This is a genomic window from Bacteroides sp. D55t1_190419_B8, from assembly GCF_015558905.1.
In the GTDB taxonomy this organism is placed as follows: Bacteria; Bacteroidota; Bacteroidia; order Bacteroidales; family Bacteroidaceae; genus Bacteroides; species Bacteroides vicugnae.
Genome location: NZ_JADMOU010000031.1, coordinates 1 through 20,207, shown reverse-complemented (window position 1 = coordinate 20,207; position 20,207 = coordinate 1). Strand labels below are relative to the sequence as shown.

The following is a 20,207-nucleotide window of genomic DNA, read 5'->3' as shown; positions in this document are numbered from 1 at the left end:
AGTATCTTTGCGGTGTCATAAAGAAATAAGTAAAAACATTATTTAGAAAAACTGTTTGATATGTATTTAGAAAATATTTATTCTCCTGCAGATGTTAAGAAACTGTCGGAAAAAGAGCTAAACGAGTTAGGTGGAGAAATCCGTGCAGCACTCCTGCAAAAATTAAGTGAACATGGCGGGCATTTCGGACCTAATTTCGGAATGGTGGAAGCAACGATTGCTTTACACTATGTATTCAATTCACCCAAAGACAAAATTGTATTTGACGTATCGCACCAGAGTTATGTACACAAGATGCTGACCGGTCGTAAAGATGCGTTCCTTCATCCGGAAAAATACGACAATGTATCAGGTTATACCGAACCGCAAGAAAGTGAACATGACTTCTTCATCATCGGACATACTTCTACTTCTGTCAGCCTGGCCAGCGGATTGGCAAAGGGACGCGACCTTACAGGCGGCAATGAAAATATCATAGCCGTCATAGGGGATGGTTCTTTAAGCGGAGGTGAAGCTTTCGAGGGATTGGATTATGTAGCAGAACTTGGTACTAACATGATTATTATCGTTAATGACAACCAGATGTCTATTGCCGAGAACCACGGAGGATTGTACAAGAATCTGAAAGAATTACGTGACAGTAACGGTCAGTGCGAATGCAACTTCTTCAAGGCAATGGGACTGGATTATATGTATGTAAATGATGGTAATAACGTACAGGCATTGATTGAAGCTTTCTCTAAAGTGAAAGATATTCAGCATCCGATAGTAGTACACATCAATACATTAAAAGGTAAGGGTTATGCACGTGCCGAGCAAGATAAAGAGACTTACCACTGGCGTACTCCATTCAATGTAGAAACCGGAGAAGCAAAAGTGAGTGATGAAGAAGAAGATTACAGCGAGGTAACCGCCCAATACCTGCTGAAAAAGATGAAGGAGGACCCGCGTGTGGTAACAATCACTTCTGGTACTCCCACCGTTCTGGGATTTACTCCGGACCGTCGTCAGGAAGCAGGCAAGCAATTCGTAGATGTAGGCATTGCCGAGGAACACGCAGTAGCTCTTGCTTCGGGTATCGCAGCCAATGGTGGGAAACCCGTTTACGGAGTATATAGTACATTCATCCAACGCTCCTACGATCAACTTTCACAAGACCTTTGTATCAATAACAATCCGGCTGTTTTGTTGGTCTTCTGGGGTACGTTATCCGGAATGAATGATGTGACTCATCTCTGTTTCTTCGATATTCCGCTTATCAGCAATATTCCTAATATGGTTTATCTGGCTCCGACTTGTAAGGAAGAATATATTGCCATGCTGGAATGGAGTATCCGTCAGAATGAACACCCGGTTGCTATCCGCGTGCCGGCAACAGATGTAATCAGTAGCGGAGAACCGGTAGATTCCGATTACAGCATTCTCAATCGTTACAAAGTTACTCATCGCGGTTCGAAAGTGGCCATTGTGGCTTTGGGTTCATTCTATGGATTAGGACAGTCGGTTGCATCACTTCTGAAAGAAAAAGCCAATATCGACGCAACACTCATCAACCCGCGTTACATCACCGGTGTAGACAACAGACTGATGGATGAACTGAAAGCAGATCACGAGTTAGTGATAACATTGGAAGACGGTGTATTGGATGGCGGTTTCGGCGAAAAAATTACCCGCTACTATGGTGCTACAGACATGAAAGTCCTGAACTATGGAGCTAAAAAGGAATTTGTAGATCGTTTTGATTTACAGGAGTTTCTCCGTGCCAATCACTTGACAGATGAGCAGATTGTAGAAGATATCACAGCACTTATCGGTTAAAATCAAACCCATTCACTATATATTCAACAGGTTGATGTATATTGTCGGTTAAGACAATTACATCAACCTATTTCATTTCAATATGAAGTAACAATCCTTTCCGATAATTCAATGGAGTTTGTAATGCATTCCTTTTGAAGAACTTACAAAAAGCTGCCGCATCACTAAACCCTAACTTGGAAGCAATCTCCCCAACCGTAGATTTTGTAGAACTCAACAAGGTACGTGCTTCCATAACCAACAGTTCGTTTATAATACTATTGATAGTCTTACCTGTTCCAGCACGTACAATACGGGCCAGGTACTGCTCACTGATAGCCAGTTTATCCGCATAAAAGCTCACAAAATGTTCTTCCCTGAAATTCCGGGTAACCAATGCATGAAACTCCTGTAAAACGTGGTCTTTACGGCTGACCTCTTTTTTAATAATTGTCTTTCGGGAAAGAAAATCAGCTATATCAAGAAATAAAGCATTGCACGCTGCCTGTATGCGCCGGAAAAGAAAATGATGTTCAATATTCAGCAGGCGCATCAACACTTCCAGTTCCTTACGGATGATTTGGGCTTCGTACTCTGTCAACTGTATCGTATATTGTTTATTCTGCCTCATTGTCGCCAATAAGATGGCCGTTATTTGTGTCAAATAAGAATCGTCTGTCCGCATGGATTCGGAAAGGGCAAGAGTAATAAACTGAATATCACGGCTTGAGTAAAGATGCTCCGTGAGATAATTTGCTCCATGAATAAGCAGCATATTCGGCTCTATCGCAATAAACTCTCCATTCAGCAGAATCTCCGAACGACCTTCAAGAACGAATATCATATAAAGTTCCCGATTGAAATAACATTCATTTGCCGGATAACTTCTGTCTTTATATTCACTCCTAAAACAGACTACCTCCTCTTTATAATGAGGAAGTTCCGGATGCTCCTTCAACAGCTGCGTATTATCAAATATACGAGATTTTACCATTTACATCTTCTTTTTATGACGTAAAAATACGATTTGTTTCGGATATGACAAAAAGTGTACGGAATTAGATAATCTGTTTCAGAGTAAAAAACGAGACCTTTGCATATCCTTTTCAATGCATGAAAGGAAAATAAATAAAGGAGGTCAAAAAGGTATGGAAATGAAAGATGTTTTCAAGAGGTATTTAGTATTTGTTATCGGACTCTATTTTTTAGCGGCAGGCATTGTATTGATTATACGCTCGGCACTAGGAACTACTCCCATATCGAGCATCAATTATGTATTAAGCTTGAATAGTCCTTTGTCATTGGGTACTTGCACCTTCATCATCAATATGGTTCTTATCCTGGGACAATTCTGGTTAATCCGGAAGAACAGAACCCGGCAGGATATTATTGAAATTCTTCTTCAAATGCCGTTCTCTTTTATCTTTTCGGCATTCATTGATTTTAATATGATGCTGACAAGCGAACTGCATCCCGCCAATTATGGCATGTCAATCGCTTTATTACTTACAGGATGCATGGTGCAATCTATCGGAGTAGTTCTCGAACTTAAACCGAGAGTAGCCATGATGAGTGCAGAAGCATTCGTGAAATATGCGTCCCGCCATTATAACAAGGAGTTCGGAAAGTTCAAAGTCTATTTTGATATTACTTTGGTTACAATGGCCGTAATTCTCTCCCTCTTACTGACACAAGGTATTCAAGGAGTACGTGAGGGGTCACTCATTGCAGCCTGCATAACCGGATATATCGTGAGTTTCCTGAATCAAAAGATAATGACGAGAAAGACCCTCCATAAATTATTACCAGTCTGGAAGTAAATCCTGCGTCAGTTTTAAATAAACACCTTATAAAAAGGTCGCTTCTTTGAAAAGATATTGATTCTTTCAAAGAAGCGACTTTTTATTTCAGATATAATTATACTTTGTATTTACTTCTTCTGCTTATCTATTTCTTTCAGAAGTTCATCGACAGCCACTTTTAATTGGGTATCCTCTCCCTTAACAACCGTCTCCGGATCATTGGCGACCTTCACATCCGGTTCCAACTGGGTATTTTCCAAATAACTGCCATCAGGCAAACGATAGCCGACAATAGGAATACCAAAGACGAGTGAAGGATCTTGTAAAGTTTCCCAAGACACGCTCGTCATTGTACCCGGAACAGGCATACCGACAAGTTTTCCTATATTTTGATGTTTATATACCCATGGAGTTCCATGTGCATTCGAATAGTTAGCTTCACATTGCAGCATAATAGACGGCTTGTTCCAACGACGGCTTGGCATGTCACACGCTTCGCGTCCACGGACTACTTGAGTGAAGTATTTCTGACCACTGAACAGTATTTCAATATCTTCGTGCAAACGACCACCACCGTTGAACCGGGTATCAATCACAATTCCATCACAGTTGTTATATTTTCCCAGAATATCCGAGTAAACGGTACGGAAACTGTCATCTCCCATGGATTGAATATGAACATATCCCAAACGTCCTTTCGACCATTTCTCAACATCTGCCGCCCGCTGTTTCACCCAACGTTTGTATAACAACCCATTCAGCTGGCCGCTCGTAACCGGCATCACAACTTCTTCCCAACGTTCTTTATTTTGCGGATTGTAGATTGAAATCAAGGTCTTCTTCCCTGCTTTATTATTCAACAGACAAGTGATGTCATGATCGGGAGTTATTTCCTCACCGTTAATCTTTTCAATGATACATCCCGCTTTTACTTTGGTACGCGAATGGTCGAACGGACCTTTCTCGATAATTTCGGCAATCTGCATCCCTTTTCCCTGATAATCCCAGTCGAACAGAAGTCCCAGATTGGAAGTAACATCACCTTTACCTTTGGGAGAATAGCGTCCTCCGGTATGTGAAACATTCAACTCGCCCAACCATTCACTCAACAGTTCTGCAAAGTCATAATTGTTATCAATGTGAGGCAGGAACTTGCGATAAGCATTAGTCATGGCATCCCAGTTTACCCCGTGCATATTGACATTATAAAAACGTTTCTGATGTTGTTTGTACACATGGTCAAACATCGCTTCACGTTCAGCTGCCAAATCCATTTTCATTTCAGCCTGATAACTGATTGATTTCAAAGCATCCGACTTGGCATCCATCTTTTGCATATTACGGCTTCCCAACAAGAAAATATCTCCTTTTTTATCCAGCATCAGCGATGCCCATCCGGTATTGAGTTTATGCAGACGTTTTGTCTCTTTCCCACGGAGATTCATTTTCCAAAGGTCATATCCATCTTCGAAAGCAGAGAAATAGTAGAGATCCTCCCCATCTTTGGATAGTATGGCACTGCCTAAGTCAGAAGAGTTGGGAGTCAGACGTACGATACGGTCTTCAATACCGTTAAGCTCGACTACTATATCTTTCTGGTCTACTTTTTCCTCATCCGCCTTCTCCTTATCACCGTCTTTCTTCTTGTTATCATCTTTCTCCTTTGCTTTCTTTTGTTCCTTTTCAAGTTCCTTGAGCAATTCGAAATCTTCCTTACTCAAACGATAACGATCATAAGCATCCTGATTGAGAAATACCAACATAACATCCTGTTGCGATCCCCAGGAAGCATGCGCACGCATACCATAACGTTCGGTCTGGAAAAGAATGGCATTTCCATCGAGTACCCAACGCGGAGAACCGCTGATATATCCGCTATTAGTCAGATTGGTTATCGCTCCTCCCTGTGCACTGACAATACCTATATCCGAATAAGGATCGTGACGGTTGCCGATAAATTCAAGAGTAAACCATTTACCATCCGGTGACCATTCGTAGTCAAATCCACCTCCGGTGTTATACCATGTAGAACCATCCGTCACCTGACGTACTTTCTTCGTTTTCAAATCGAGTACCATCAAACGGTTGCGGTCTTCGATAAAAGCCAGCTCTTTACCATCCGGCGAATATTGCGGATAGGCGCGTTCTACCGTTTTGGACGGTAATAAAACTTCCTCCTCAATAAGAGTGGCATTAGGGAAATTAGGATCTTCCTTACGGCTTATTTTTGCAGTGTAAAGTTGCCAATTACCGGTGCGTTCACTGGCATAAACCAGTGTCCGGTTGTCCGGAGCAAAAAAGACGGCAGCTTCTTTCGCGGGAGTATTTGTAATTTGCTTGGTTGTAGCATAGTCAGTTGAAGTTACAAAAACGTCACCACGTACAATAAAAGCAACCTGTTTGCCATCCGGAGATACGGAAGCGGAAGTGGCTCCCTGTGAGAATTTAAGTGCAGCAACCTGCTCTTCATCGTCACGGACAAGCTCTACTTTTACTTTTTCCGGACGGGCACCGGGTTTCTGGGTATAAAGTTCACCGTCATAGGCATAACACAAAGTTCCTTTATCGCTGACAGACAAGAAACGTACCGGATGAGTCTTAAAAGTAGTGACAGCCTTTACTTCTTGTGGAGTATTCAATGGGAAAGTATACACATTAAAAGAACCTCCATTACGTTCACTCAAAAAATAGACTGTATTACCATCAGGTGCATATACAGGATTACGGTCCTCCCCTCCCCGGTTTGTCAGGTTCGTATGTTTTCCGGTTTGGGTATTGTATAACCAAATATCTCTCGTAATGGATGAAGTGTGATGTTTTCTCCATTCATCCTCAAAACCTTTGCGGTCCTGATAAAGAAAGTTCTTTCCTGCTTTATCAAAACAAACGAGTTCGGCGGGAGTTGCCAATACTTGTTCGGTGCGTCCTCCGTCTACAGAAACTTTGTATAATTCTGTCATTGCTCCCGTAGGAAACAAAGCACTGTTTGCAGGATCTTGTATGGAAGCGGAGAAAAGGACATACTTTCCATCCGGTGTAAAAGCCGAGGGAATTTCCGATGCGGAATGGTAAGTCAGTCTCCGGGCAACACCTCCGTCGGCAGGCATGATGAACAGGTCGAAATTTCCATTCCGGTCACTGGCAAATGCGATTTGTTTTCCGTCGGGAGACCAGACGGGATTGGCTTCATAAGAGGCTTGTGTGGTAAGTTGAACGGCAGTTCCTCCTTGTGCGGGAACTTTATAAATATCTCCTTTATAACAGAAGACAATCTCGGTCCCATCCGGTGAAATACGTGCATCACGCATCCACAAAGGAGTAATTGCATAGCTGGATAATGCTGATAATACCAGTGCTAACGAAGTTATTAGTTTCTTCATATCAATTTATTATATATTTATTCTGAAAAATCAGTTTGAATTAGTTTTCCCGTGTAATTATAGAATGCTTTGTCACCAAAATCTTTGAAAAAGAAGGCGTATTTATCCACTCCCGTACAATGACAAACGCCAATTTGCCGGGGAAGGTATTCCTGCAAATAATCTGCAATGATCTGATATTTTTGTTTTTCCGCATTATGAATGTGAAAACCTCCGAGAAGTAACTTGCAGGGAGATTCAGGAAATGCAGCCCGAACAGTACGCAAGATATTGGTGATCCCCCGGTGAGAACAGGCGCTCAACACAGAAACTCCTTCCGGTTCCACTAACACCATTGCCAATTCATCCTGAAAGGTATCCGGTATTTTGCAACCATCTTCTTTCTGAACCCAGAAGCGTTCAAAATGGGTATCCTCCTGATTGATAATATCAATAGATGGAAAAAGAAAGACTCCGGGAAGCAGTTCGGTCTGCTCTGTGATAAAGCGGAAACGGGAAAGATCAAGATTTTGCGTATGCTTCATTCCATTCTCGCGTTCATCCTTGAATTTAGGAGAAAAGATTTCACGTTTACAGACAACGGTTGCCTGTGTATTCAATTCCAGAAAATAACGCAGTCCCCCCGTATGGTCACTGTGACCGTGGGATAATATTAAATAATCAACTTTTTGTAAATCAATGTGCAACAGACGGGCATTACGGATAAACAAGTCAGATGCTCCCGTATCGAAAAGAATTCTATTCCCTTGGATCTCAATATAGAGAGAAAGACCATGCTCGGCCTGCAATTTACGTCCATAGACACAATTCTCCACAAGAGTCGTTATTTTATAGCTCATGACATTTAGTTATCAAACAAATAATGTAAAATAAAAAGTTCTGCCACAAAATTATAATAATTCTGTGGCAGAACAAGCAATCTAATCAATTAAAATTCTTGACTTTTCAATCTTTCTGATTGAATCCTTATTTTTATCCTTCAAAAGGTTATACCATTTTTCCCATCTTGTAAGCTTCCTGCATATAGGGAGTATCCTTAATTTCCCCTACCTTCCATGCACCAATTCCATAAACCGTTCCCTTTTCCTGCGGTCCTTCCAGGCAATCGAGGAAGCCACGGAAACCATCAATGGTACGTTCCATCATTGCTTTATTATTTTCCGCAGCCGCAATAATGAAATAAAATTCCTTATTGGTTATTTCCGTATAGCGTGCACAGCAGCGGTCGATCATAATCTTCATCTGTCCGCACATGGTATAAAAATAGACCGGAGTTGCCATCACAATCACATCTGCAGCAATCATCTTCTCTACAATTTCCGCTGCATCATCCTTCTGCGGACAAGGTTTGCCGTACATACTGCAAACACTGCATCCCGTACAAGGATGAACTGTTTTGTCTTTCAGGAAAATCTTCTCCACTTCATTACCTGCTTCGAGAGCACCTTTCATAAATTCATCACATAATAAATCAGAATTACCACCTTTACGTGGACTGGATGAAATTATCAAAACCTTTTTAGCCATAACTTTACTTTATTACTTTTTATTTTCAGAATTCTTTCTATCAACGATTCACTTTGCAAAAGTAGAGAAATAAAAGCAGATCGAATGTAGACAAATTACAGAGAAAGATACCTAAATTACAGATTCCATGTTTTACTGGTAATTTTACCCAATCTCTTGTACATAGTAAGCCGGCTTTTCGGGATAAGTCTTTACCATTTGGAACTCTTGTTTTATCAGTTCTTCCATTTTTGCTATTTGCTGTTTCATACCTATTTTTGTTTCCACTTGGGTATTGCTATGCCCCACAAATGCTATAAGCAATATCATTAAAGACAGTGCTTTCAAATTAGTCATAGGTTTCTGTACTTTCATGCTATCAGGTTATTTGATATATTTTACCTCCGCTGTGTTACTATCACAAAGAAAACAGTCGGTCAATACGGTGTCGTCGGGAAGTATGATATATTCCACATTTTCAGGAGCGAACAACTTAAATACAAATTGTTTTTTCCAGATGCCGATTAAGACCAAATCGTTATCATTCGGTATTTCTATTTCATGCTTCTGACAATACCATGACACTCTGTCATAATAATATACTATTCTGTGTTTTATTTTAGATAATCTCTGCTTAAACTCATCCGTACCATATATATAACCCATATAAGCATCTGTAACAAGTATGGTATTAGGATATATCGGTTTAGGGAATCCTTCTGCCTTCCGGCGTAAAAAGTCTTTCTCCCTGTAAGGATCGAAAGTGTCCCCTTGAGGTAACGGACGATTTTTATCCATGTAGAGAACATAAAACGACCACCAGCCGGAATCATATTGTCCTAGGACAGATAAAACGATTCCAGTATAGGGATGTGCGAATCCCAACATGCCTACAGAATAACCCGGCACTACTTTTGAAAAAGGAGTGGTACAACGGTGGAAAAACAAATGTCGGGGGAAAGTGATAGTTCCGTTCATCCTATCCAATACAAAACGTCGAGAAGGAGGAAATAACCCATATAGAAACATGACGAACATTACAATTGTCATTCCGGGTATAGGGGAGAAATATGTATCACCGTAAAGGTTATCCATGTCTGCATAAATAGCCCATGCAAGGGCAAAGGCCGGAACTCCTCCAACAATTATTAAAGTTTTCCTTATTAGAAATCCCAAGTCGAAAATCAAAAATTCATCATCTACCCTTTCTATTTTCATATCTCGGACAATTTCGTTGGTTAATACAGTGGGAAATGGGTATATGATATGCTCCATTAGACGCTGCTTACCTTGAAGAATGGCTAGTGCTATCAATGTGCAAATAACTATTAATCCTATTATTAGGATGAATGTCATTCCGGATGCAAGAAGTAACAATAACTTGCCCCATAAAAAATTGAAGATCCATAATTTGCCATAGGATAACTCCTTAAGATACGCCATGCTATAAAATCCTAATGCTCCTATTGCTATGCCGCTTATAATCATAATTATTCCTGCAATTATCCTCATTGTGGACAGGCGGTTTCTATCTATTTCCATATTCATTATTATAATTAGAAATTCCAAACGCTTTTACTATCCGGAGATATAAATACTTGTTCTAATTTAGTCTTTGCTTCGTTATAAAGAAGCCTTCTTGAATCTAAAGGTACATTCATCTCTTCCATATAGGGATTTCTTTCTCAATTTCAACATGTTCCTGCTCCTTCTTATTCCTGTATTTCTCAAATTCCGGCATGTCCGGCAATTCCTCTTCCTCCATGTATACTTGTATGAAGCGGGCAAAGCGCTTAGCAGCATCTATACCGCCAGCAATGCCCAAGGGGATTCCGCCCAGTGAACGGCGTGGATTGGCGATTACTATTTCCTCTTCACCCTTGCCGCTGAGAGTCTTCGCATGATAATTGCCAAAAAGTGTGATCACTGCCTGGTCATAAGGTATTGTCTCCTTTTTCTGAAATATAAATCGGGCAGGTATAGTTATAGTTTTGGAAACGCGATCAAAAACGATCCGCCGCCAAGGGTTAAGAATTTGACAGATTGCCATCCATAACATAGCTACATCAGCTTCAAGGAATAATAACGCATTTACAAAACCTTCGGTCGAAAGTTTTGAAGGAGTGGCATCTGCAAAATAGACCAGGGCTAAAAAGATAATAAAAAGGAGCAAAAATAGAAAAATCCTCGCCAATACGTAATCATTATCAATGACAATCTGTTTGTCATCAATCCGGTTAAATTCATATTTTTCACCAGTTGAGGATTTCCAATGATCCGGCAAAGCTATCAATTTTAATTTTCCGTCATTTTTCAGAGGTATTTTGGGGTACATGTTCCAAACAGCTTTTAACCCAATGTATACACACAAGAAAAATCCACCATTAATAGTTATCAATCCAAGCATCACTTTTAGGCATGTTATTATGAAAAATAAATCTACTTATTCTATTCTGTAGACATGATTTTATAATTTGAAATGTTTGTTCTCTCATTACTTTTCAGTCTCTTTCCGTAGTTTGTTTATTCTTATTTCCTTTTGTATCTGCTTGAAAGTTTCAAATTCAGGATGATTTGATAAATCGTCTTCAGTCATATAAGCTTGAATCAAACGAGCAAAACAATACCCGTTTGTGCGGCCGGCAAACTGCAAAGAAACTTCACCAACAAGATGCTGGTAATTGGCTATGACTACGCCATCAATTCCTCGGAGAGCATCCTGCCCAAAGGAAATCACCGCTTTTTGAAATGGTATCGTTTCTTCTTTATGGATTAGCCAACGGCGAGGAATAGTGATTGTCTTCTTTTCCCGGTCAAAGACAATTGTTCTTCGGGGGGATAAGAATTTAAATATTCCCGACAATATTAAAACGCAATTAATCAAAATAATCGTGTAGTTTTCAGCAAAACTATTATTTCCTCCTTGAAAAGGATATATGCCTAATAAAGGCAATATAATCACGATAAGAAGGAAAAATATTGGTGCTCCTCTCCTTGTAGAATCGGTGGCATCTATTACGATTCTCTTTTCGTCGAACTGTATAAATACATCAATGTATTTATACACCCATTTGTCTCGGAAATCAAAATAACTATACCTCCAAAGTTTATCATTATTTGTGAGAGGAATTTTTGGGAAAACTTTAGGAGTTACTTTGTAAAATATCAGAACTAACCAAAAACAAAATCCCAATATTGCAATACATACTGATAAAGTCAAGTTAGTTATTGTTGCTATCTCACAGATAAAGCAAGCCGCAAAAAATGAGCCACAAAATGATAGACTTGCAAACAAGGCAAAGAAGCATCCAATAATTTTCCATTTCTTCGTATCACGTTGTACTGCTTCATTTAACGCTTGAATCTCCTCAGTCCAACGTTGATTTTCATTTTTATATTGTTTATGGCTTTTCATTGTATTTCTTTCTTTATTTCATAAATTTCCAATTCTTCTTTTTTTGCTTTAGGAGATGTATATAATTTACCATCTTTACCAACTTGTATGCTGTTTCTGGTTTCATATCACTTTGATTTATAGTTCTGTATTCCCATATCTCTTGCTGTATCATTCTACATTCACATACTTTTCATATTCAGGACCATCATAGGGAGGAACGGGAGAGCCAATGACACGAGAGTTGGTTCCAATATAAAAATGTTTAATATCAGTACCATCATCCGATTTTCCAATCTCATAAGTATAGTATTCTTCTTTGCGGTGAATAGGAGCTTTCGTATAGTCCCACTTATCAAGATGACAAAAATAAAGTAGCGGGAACGGATCATTATCGAACTCCAAACTCGTTTTTTTTAAGAACTCATCAATATGCATCCCTCTACCCAAAACAGCACCACCTACAATGATTTTACCTGTGAAATAGTGACGAGGACCACGGTTTCTTAGCCATTTTATATTGTCTTCACTGATAACTCCACGCAAATCTATATTCCAATTGATAAGTATCCCGTTAATAGGAGCACTGTTTTTTCCACTTTTATCCAATGAAGTCATCCGAAGCCCTATAGAGTCCCAAATATAAATTCCGGGCTCTGCAAGGCGTTCGTATTGTCCAAATATCTCGCACAGCTCACCGATTGTCATTCCCGGCATAAACGATTTGCCATTGTAGGTCATGGTGGTATCCGTAAAAATAAACAAGTGCTTGGTGTTTACCCCTTCCTTCTCGTAATCAATAGGCGGTTGGGGTTTAGCAACGGCTTTGTTTTCTTCTAAAAACCGGTCGACTTTACCTATCAGGTTATCAATTCCATTCAATAACTTATCATTGGTAGAAGCACAACTGTTGCACGAAGACAGCATGAATATACAACCAATGCCGAACAATATTATTATAGACTTCATCTTTTTCTGTTTGTATAAATAATTGAAATTCCCATCTCCAATTATTATATCCTTGATAATAATCTAACGCTATTATAAAGATATCAGGTTATTTGATATATTTTATCTCCGCTGTGTTGCCATCGCAAAGAAAACAGTCGGTCAATACGGTGTCGTCGTGAAGTATGATATATTCCACATTTTCAGGAGCGAACAACTTAAATACAAATTGTTTTTTCCAGATGCCGATTAAGACCAAATCGTTAGGGTTGCCATATTTTATCTCTTTCTTCTGACAAAACCATGAAACTCTTGTATAACAATGTATTATTCCGAGTTTCATCTTGGATAATCTCTGCTTAAATTCATCCGTACCATATATATAACCCATATAAGCGTCAGTTACAAGCGATGTACTGGGATATATTGGTTTAGGGAATCCTTCTGCCTTTCGGCGCAGAAAGTCTTTCTCCCTGTAAGGATGGAAAGCATCCCCTTGAGGTAACGGACGATTCTTATCCATATAGAGGACATAAAATGACCACCACCCGGAATCATACGCCCCAAGGACAGGAATGACAATTCCACTGTACGGATGGGCAAAACCTAAGTTGCCGTTAGAATACCCCGGAATTACTTTTGAAAAAGGAATGGTATAACGGGAAAAAAACAAATGGTGGGGAAAAGTTACAGTACCCTTCATTCTGTCTAGTACAAAACGGTGGGAAGGAGTAAGTAATCCATTTAAAAGCATAAAAAAAGAAGCTACTATTCCTCCACTCATGGGAGGCCAGTAAAGTTTACTAAACGGATCATTCATTTCTATACAAATGACGATTATTCCTACGCATGAAAGAATACCCCCGATGACTATCAAAGTACTCCGGATTAAGGAACTCGGATTGAAAATAAGAAATTCATCATCAGCTCTTTCTACATTCATGCTATCGGCAAGCTCAGTCGTTAATACAATTGGAAAGGGATGTATAATATGCTCCATCATTCTGCTTTTCCCCATCCATATTTTTGTTGCAATTAATACACCTACCAAAATCAGTCCTATCGACATCAAAAATATCATTCCGGATACAAAAAGTATCAATAGCTTACCCCATATATACTCAAAAAACCATAGCTCCTCATAACGCCAATTTATAAAATGCCACATTCCATAACAACAAACCCCAAATACCGGAAATCCACATAGCAATGCCATGATTCCGGCTATAATTCTGATTGTAGAGGGGCGATTTCTATCTGTTTCCATTTCCATAACTGTTTCTATTTTTAAAAATTCCACACATCTTTACTGTCTGGAGATATAAATACTTGTTCTAATACAGTCTTTGCTTCGTGATAAAGAATCCTTCTTGCATCTAAAGGTACATTTATCTCTTCCATATAGGGACTTCTTTCTCAATTTCAGCGTGTTCCTGCTCCTCCTTATTCCTGTATTTCTCAAATTCCGGCATGTCCGGTAATTCCTCTTCCTCCATGTATACTTGTATGAAGCGGGCAAAGCGTAATGCAGCATCCATACCCCCATATATATTTAAAGTGATTCCACCCAAAAAACGGGACGGATTGGCTATTACAATCTGCTCTTCACCCTTACCACTAAATGACTTCGCTTCTGAATTAAAAGACATGGTAACCACCGCTTGTTCATAAGGAATAGTCTCTTTCCTCTGAAAGCGAAATCGGGCAGGAATAGTTATCGTTTTAGTAGTACGGTCAAAAACTACTTTACGCCATGGTTTGAGGCAAATACCTATCATACCTAATAACATAGCAACATCCAGTTGAAGAAGAAGTAAGGCTCTTGAGTAGCCTTCTGGCACAACATTCTGAGGAGTAATTTTACCATAACCCACCAAATATATGAATAGGATAAAAGGCACAAGAAAACAAAGAACTCTTTCATAAATACCATCATTGACGATAATAATCTGTTTATCATCAATCCTCTTGAATGAATGTTCTCCAACAGAAGGTATTAAATATTCCGGCAAAGGTATGTCTTTTAAACTACCGTCATTCTTTAATGATATATTGAGAAACAATTTCCAAATAATATATAACACAATCATTCCGGAAAGACAAGCGCCACCCGTAATCGTAATTAAGCCGAGTGAAATATTGGTGAAGGTTACTGTATTATTACCCTTATTTAGTATTACCATCAAAACCGGAACCCAACCCGTGATCGAAGCTACTGCAAATATTGATATCCAACATATCCTTACATGCCACTTTTCTCTTTTCCTTTCGGCTTCTCTACGCTTGACAGCTTCTATAATTTCACGACGCCATTGCTTGTTACTCTTTTTTTTCTGTTCCTTCATTTCATCTGTTTCCTTGTCATATTATAATTTTATTTAAATGGCAAATCCATATTTTCTATTAAAATTCCCGGAATGCCTCAAAAAAAAGAATACCGAGGTTCGTCCATAAGGAGTGCCATTATTATGAATTCGGTTATATTCCACATTATTACCATGATGACACAATATATATATTTCCAACGGATTTCTCTTAACTCTTTTGAACGGATTTTCTCAACTCTTTTTTTAAAATCATGATATGATTTTTTCAATTTCTGTCTTCTCGCTCGTTCCAGCATCTTCCTGTCGGATTCCAGCACCTTCCTGTATTGTTCCATCGATCTCCTGTATCCGGCGGCACAGTTCTCATAGGTGGCAAGCACAAAAAGCCCAGTCATGGGTGAGATGATGAGGCTATGGAGCCCGATCCACAAGTTTCCGATTTTGATAATCACGAATATCGTGAAGATTATCGTAACAATAATGGTCATTCTGTCTAAGAACTTGTCAAATCCCTTCATATCCCGATTAAATATTTACTTCCCATAACCTATTTTATTTTCAATCGCTTTCTATTTTCTTTCTTCTTCTCATTCTCTTTCACTACCTGCAGCATTTCATTGATTAAATCCTCTCCATTGCGTGTATCAAAATACTTTGTCTTTTCCACCCTTTCTACAATATTTCCCTGTTTGTCATATTTAAAAAGTACAATACCTTTGGATGTATCCGAAAGATAAACACATCTTACCTCTTTCCCATTCTTATAATAAGTGCTATCAATGAAATCGCTCCCGATACAATCAACGTGAATATCAAAACCATCCGACTTAAGTTCCGTGAAACTGCCTGTGAGCTTCATGTCAGCATCGAATCTAAATTCCTTCTTTCCGTTTTTTTCGACAATCGTCTTTTTGATATGACTGACAATACCATTCTTTATACTTTCTCTGATAAGAGTGTCTCCTGATATTTTCTCTATATTGCACACGATGTCATAGTCCCTGTCTGTACGGGGAATCCTTTTTTGGGCTTCTTCATAAGATAGTCCCCGAAAGAAGTAAGTGGTTCTCTTTTTCCCCGTGTCAAAATAGCATTGCACACTTTTTCTCAGATTACCACCTCCGTCGTATTCATTCTTTTCCTCATAGTCGTTGTCTTCAAGCAATACGTAGTCATTGTTTATGTTTCTGACGTATACCGGTTTGCGCTTGCGTTTGTCGTAATATTTCTGCAACGAATAATCAACGGTATCCCCTTGGGCATTCAATGTTAACGATTCCTCACTTTGGGGAGCGTATCTCATCATCTCAATATTGCCCGATGTCTTCGATTTTCTTTCTACGGTAAATTTTTCATTGTCCGTATACGTATAATAATCCGTACTCTTATTTTCAGTCACCTCCATTGTTTCAGCATCTTTTTCATACATACGAGATGTTCTGGTCCATTGCACCTCTGACAAACGATTCTTTTCATCGTACTTGTTTTCATAAGTCGTCACGGTTATGCGGTCATAAGTTTCCTCTTCCGAAACAGTTTTAGTTCCACAAGCATACAAAACGGCGACCAAAAGCAATAATTTTATTTTCATATACTTAATTTTAGGGCAGGATAGCGTCGGCAAATCAATAGATTTTTTCTTTAATAATTCCCTCTTGCAAATCCCGCATCGTTAATCGTTTATATTCTTGTTTTTTTCTCATGAACAGACCTTTTATGAAACCGGATATTTCATCTCCTTCTTCCGGGAAATAATCGTTAAAATGAAAATCATTCATTGTATCTCCCATTTAAAGGTTTTGTCAAAATAATCTCTGTATCGGGTAGAGCAGATAGGTCTGGGAGTTACTCCACGCAGGACTTTCCTATAGACGTTTATTAACAATCATAGGAAATAGAAGCCTTTGCGACACGAGTAATTATACCATTACCGGCTAAAGATGATAAAAACAATGTGATTGATTCTTCTTCGTAGTTTATATGTGAGTCAAATATTAAATCCAGTTTCCCATCTCCATCTATGTCACCGGCAAATAAAAGACGCAGTACTGAATCATAAAACTTATCGATATTAAATAACTCCACTTCTTGTGAATTGTCTTTACAGAGAGTCATTTTATAATTACACCAATATGAATACTCTTTATTAGGTTCGTATTCTTCTTTATTTTCATCCGAAAGTTCTGCAAAAACACTGATAGTATACTTAGAAGAATTAAAGTTTATAACCATAGGCGTTTTAGGTGCAATATATCCCGTTCCTATAGGGATACTATCTACAATACCATTCTTTAAAGTAGGCATATTAATAAAGAACAGACTGTTTCTACCGCTTTTAATGTATTCACACTCCATCCCAAGGCATTCGTCTGTATAAGTGCTTACTGTATATTTTGCTCTATCTATACAATAATTCCCAGTAATAGTATCACGATAAAATTCTTTCCAACTGTTATTTATAATTTGGGATTCTTTACCTATCGTATATCTTCCTCCCGGAAGTAACATCTTAACACTATCAAGAGCGGTTTTCTTATCTATTGAGACATTATTCATACTATTCAGTGTATCAGACGCTATGTTTGTAACAATAGTATCGTTTGTGGGTGTTAAAGTGGATTTTCTGTTTGCTGCTCCAGAACAACTTAATAATAACACGAAAGTTATTAATGCGAAATAATTTCTATTCATTTTATCAATTTTTACAGTTATACATATCGGTTAATTAAATGATATTATTCAGAATAAACATATTTGTAATTATTAGGTGCTGAAGTAAATATATTATCTATTCCGTTTATACTATACGATCCATCGCCATAATAATCCCAATACACTCTTTTACTATCAATAAGTTTATAGCTGACCACTAAGGAGTCTTTATCAAATTTTATGAATAGGTCTTTTCCTTTGTAGAAGTCGATGTCGAGGAATTGATACTCAACGTCTATTTCGTAACGGATGCCGGGCATTGAATCCTCTTCATTCACAAAATAGGATTCTCCCAATAGGTCCAGTATTTCCCGGTAGGTCATCCCTGTCTTCAAACGGTTATTTATCAAATCGTCAATCATAAACTTTCTGGAATAATAATGACCGCCCCATTCGTCCCAACCTTTCCGGTTGAATGGAACACAACGATGATGTGTACATCCCATTTGCACGCAAACAAACAGGGATAACACAAATACAAAAACTGCTTTGCTTATCTTTTCATTTGACATTAATCCCTCACTTCATATAATGCGATTCCATGATTAATCACCAACTTATCAGATAATCATAAAGCCGGTAAACTTTGCCTGCTTTCCATTCACGGCCATTAGGAGTATAGATACTGGAGCCTTGTTTGTCGATATTCATAAACATATCCTTTTTCCCGTCAGTGAAAAAAGCGAAAGGAATTGCCGGCATTCTCACCAGACGTGCTGTTGTATGCTCCAAATCCAAACCGCTTTTCCGCAATTCTTCTTGTATTTCTATCATGTATGCTATTTTATCCTCCATAATATACCACCTTCCATGCAGTCGTTCTTGTACATTGTCATCAATAATAAGGCACATATCGCATATGTCATATTCATCTGCATCAGGACTTCTCAGTGTCATATCTCCTTTTTCATTCCGTTCAAACTCCACAATACCGGATAGTCTTTTTGTTCTCCGCAATCTCGTTTCACCGGCAACAAGGGGGAGCTGTTCTTCATCTTCCGTCAGGTATCTCTCCTCCCATTCTATATTCCCATTCGAATGAAACGTCACAATAACGGATTTTGTCACTTTTTCCCTCCATCTCGCTTCACCATAATACGTAATATTGGGGCACAGCTCTTTGTCTTCCATCAGTTCCGTAAACTTCATGCCTTTTTCCATTTGGCGAGCCATATATGCTGTGGTGCTAAGTCCGTCTTTGAAATTGCTCTTAAACTCTTCAAAGTCCCAGCAAGGAAGGCAAGCCTCCCGGTTGATTTCTACAGAATCTGTTATACCGGTTTCATCGATTACTTTACCGTTCGGAATACGATAATAGAAACTGGCTTCGATTTTACCCCATACATCACCCGAGTTTTCCAAAGCATCCAGATTATGTGCAGTAATAAGGAACGGTTTCACCCATTCCGGTGTATACATCTCTGCACTTTGAATATTAGACAAGCTGGATAGTTTTGGCGCTTCCTCTCCAAGCACGCAATAGTCCAGTTCGAAGACGAGCCAATCGTGATATTCTTTTTTCCATCGCCATAGTGTTACGTCCAGACGCGGCTTGTCGTTTTCCATGTTGACAAGCCCGTTTTCATTGCCTGCCGCCGCAATGACAAGTGTGTCTTTACTGCTGTTACTTTTGGCATATAACTGGATATATTCTTTCTTTGTTTCCCAGCGGTACAGTTTCCCGGGTCGTCCTTCAAAATCGGTTCCCTCCTCAAAATGTGGTTTTCCATATTTCTTTGTGGCTGCTTTCACCAACTTGGCGAAACCTTCTTCGTCTGTTTCCCTCTTGCCTTTTACCTGCACTAATTCGCCTTGTTCTGTTGTTACCATGCCGAGGTCTGTAAAGTCAAATCCCCGGAAAGTGGCTTCCGTTCTTTTACTGCCTCCCTTGTTTCTGTAAGCCACCAAAGGCGGAAACAGTTCATCCGTTTCCGTGTTGTAAAATTTAAGGGTATCTACTTTGTACCGCGCTTCAATCTTCTGCTGTGTGGTATCTAAGAGGGAAGACATCATAGCGGCTACGTTTAGGCCGTAGTCCGGATTGTCTAAGTTGAAAACCGGTTTCCCTACCTGTGCCTTTGTGCAACCAACCAAGCCGAAAAGACTTGTTACTCCCGTGATTATAACTGTCTTTAGTCTCATAACTGATATGTCAAATTAAAATTCCGTATTAATATTCATCTCCCTGATAATGTTTGCACTTAATTAAAATTTCCATCTCCAATTATTGTATCCTTGATAATAATCTAACGCTATCATAAAGATATCAGGTTATTTGATATATTTTACCTCCGCTGTGTTACTATCACAAAGAAAACAGTCGGTCAATACGGTGTCGTCG

At 39.0% G+C, this 20,207-nt stretch carries 19 protein-coding genes; 2 read left to right on the top strand and 17 right to left on the bottom strand.

Annotated features, from left to right (window positions below; all coding sequences use genetic code 11):
- Window positions 1-60 precede the first annotated feature (60 nt).
- The gene (locus tag I2I13_RS20240; protein ID WP_195650345.1) at window positions 61-1,818 is read left to right on the top strand and encodes a 1-deoxy-D-xylulose-5-phosphate synthase; all 1,758 of its coding nucleotides are present in this window, start codon (window positions 61-63) and stop codon (window positions 1,816-1,818) included.
- A gap of 67 nt (window positions 1,819-1,885) precedes the next feature.
- On the opposite strand, the gene I2I13_RS20235 is transcribed toward I2I13_RS20240, so the two are convergent.
- On the bottom strand, window positions 1,886-2,791 hold the full coding sequence (locus I2I13_RS20235; protein ID WP_195650344.1) for an AraC family transcriptional regulator: 906 nt from the start codon (window positions 2,789-2,791) through the stop codon (window positions 1,886-1,888).
- A gap of 154 nt (window positions 2,792-2,945) precedes the next feature.
- Here I2I13_RS20235 and I2I13_RS20230 point away from each other — a divergent pair, with 154 nt between their 5' ends.
- Window positions 2,946-3,617, top strand: a complete 672-nt coding sequence (locus I2I13_RS20230; RefSeq protein WP_074557991.1) for a YitT family protein — start codon at window positions 2,946-2,948, stop codon at window positions 3,615-3,617.
- A gap of 110 nt (window positions 3,618-3,727) precedes the next feature.
- Here I2I13_RS20230 and I2I13_RS20225 read toward each other — a convergent pair whose 3' ends face one another.
- From I2I13_RS20225 to I2I13_RS20150, 16 genes are all read right to left on the bottom strand, one after another.
- Complete coding sequence (locus I2I13_RS20225) at window positions 3,728-6,979, bottom strand: S41 family peptidase (protein ID WP_195650343.1); 3,252 nt, start codon at window positions 6,977-6,979, stop codon at window positions 3,728-3,730.
- Between the two features lie 17 nt (window positions 6,980-6,996).
- A complete protein-coding gene (locus tag I2I13_RS20220; protein ID WP_195650342.1) occupies window positions 6,997-7,818 on the bottom strand; it encodes an MBL fold metallo-hydrolase in 822 nt (273 codons plus the stop codon).
- 148 nt (window positions 7,819-7,966) lie between these two features.
- Window positions 7,967-8,506 carry a flavodoxin family protein gene (locus tag I2I13_RS20215; protein ID WP_143259652.1) on the bottom strand — a complete coding sequence of 180 codons (540 nt, stop codon included), beginning with the start codon at window positions 8,504-8,506 and terminating at the stop codon, window positions 7,967-7,969.
- Between the two features lie 144 nt (window positions 8,507-8,650).
- On the bottom strand, window positions 8,651-8,860 hold the full coding sequence (locus tag I2I13_RS20210; RefSeq protein ID WP_195650341.1) for a hypothetical protein: 210 nt from the start codon (window positions 8,858-8,860) through the stop codon (window positions 8,651-8,653).
- Window positions 8,861-8,869: 9 nt separating this feature from the next.
- Window positions 8,870-9,703: a hypothetical protein gene (locus tag I2I13_RS20205; protein ID WP_229128683.1), complete on the bottom strand. Its 834-nt coding sequence runs from the start codon at window positions 9,701-9,703 to the stop codon at window positions 8,870-8,872.
- Window positions 9,704-10,142: 439 nt separating this feature from the next.
- A complete protein-coding gene (locus I2I13_RS20200) occupies window positions 10,143-10,892 on the bottom strand; it encodes a hypothetical protein (protein WP_195650339.1) in 750 nt (249 codons plus the stop codon).
- A gap of 87 nt (window positions 10,893-10,979) precedes the next feature.
- Window positions 10,980-11,900, bottom strand: coding sequence for a hypothetical protein (locus tag I2I13_RS20195; protein ID WP_195650338.1), 921 nt, complete (start codon window positions 11,898-11,900; stop codon window positions 10,980-10,982).
- 150 nt (window positions 11,901-12,050) lie between these two features.
- The gene (locus I2I13_RS20190; RefSeq protein WP_195650337.1) at window positions 12,051-12,848 is read right to left on the bottom strand and encodes a hypothetical protein; all 798 of its coding nucleotides are present in this window, start codon (window positions 12,846-12,848) and stop codon (window positions 12,051-12,053) included.
- 88 nt (window positions 12,849-12,936) lie between these two features.
- On the bottom strand, window positions 12,937-14,100 hold the full coding sequence (locus I2I13_RS20185) for a hypothetical protein (RefSeq protein ID WP_195650336.1): 1,164 nt from the start codon (window positions 14,098-14,100) through the stop codon (window positions 12,937-12,939).
- A gap of 115 nt (window positions 14,101-14,215) precedes the next feature.
- A complete protein-coding gene (locus tag I2I13_RS20180) occupies window positions 14,216-15,172 on the bottom strand; it encodes a hypothetical protein (protein WP_229128682.1) in 957 nt (318 codons plus the stop codon).
- Window positions 15,173-15,249: 77 nt separating this feature from the next.
- On the bottom strand, window positions 15,250-15,672 hold the full coding sequence (locus I2I13_RS20175; RefSeq protein WP_143259645.1) for a hypothetical protein: 423 nt from the start codon (window positions 15,670-15,672) through the stop codon (window positions 15,250-15,252).
- Window positions 15,673-15,701: 29 nt separating this feature from the next.
- Window positions 15,702-16,745, bottom strand: a complete 1,044-nt coding sequence (locus tag I2I13_RS20170; RefSeq protein ID WP_195650335.1) for a hypothetical protein — start codon at window positions 16,743-16,745, stop codon at window positions 15,702-15,704.
- Window positions 16,746-16,779: 34 nt separating this feature from the next.
- Window positions 16,780-16,932, bottom strand: a complete 153-nt coding sequence (locus I2I13_RS20165; RefSeq protein ID WP_195650365.1) for a hypothetical protein — start codon at window positions 16,930-16,932, stop codon at window positions 16,780-16,782.
- A gap of 100 nt (window positions 16,933-17,032) precedes the next feature.
- Complete coding sequence (locus tag I2I13_RS20160; protein WP_195650334.1) at window positions 17,033-17,845, bottom strand: hypothetical protein; 813 nt, start codon at window positions 17,843-17,845, stop codon at window positions 17,033-17,035.
- 44 nt (window positions 17,846-17,889) lie between these two features.
- Window positions 17,890-18,378, bottom strand: coding sequence for a hypothetical protein (locus tag I2I13_RS20155; protein WP_229128681.1), 489 nt, complete (start codon window positions 18,376-18,378; stop codon window positions 17,890-17,892).
- A gap of 37 nt (window positions 18,379-18,415) precedes the next feature.
- Window positions 18,416-20,008, bottom strand: coding sequence for a hypothetical protein (locus I2I13_RS20150; RefSeq protein WP_229128680.1), 1,593 nt, complete (start codon window positions 20,006-20,008; stop codon window positions 18,416-18,418).
- Window positions 20,009-20,207 lie beyond the last annotated feature (199 nt).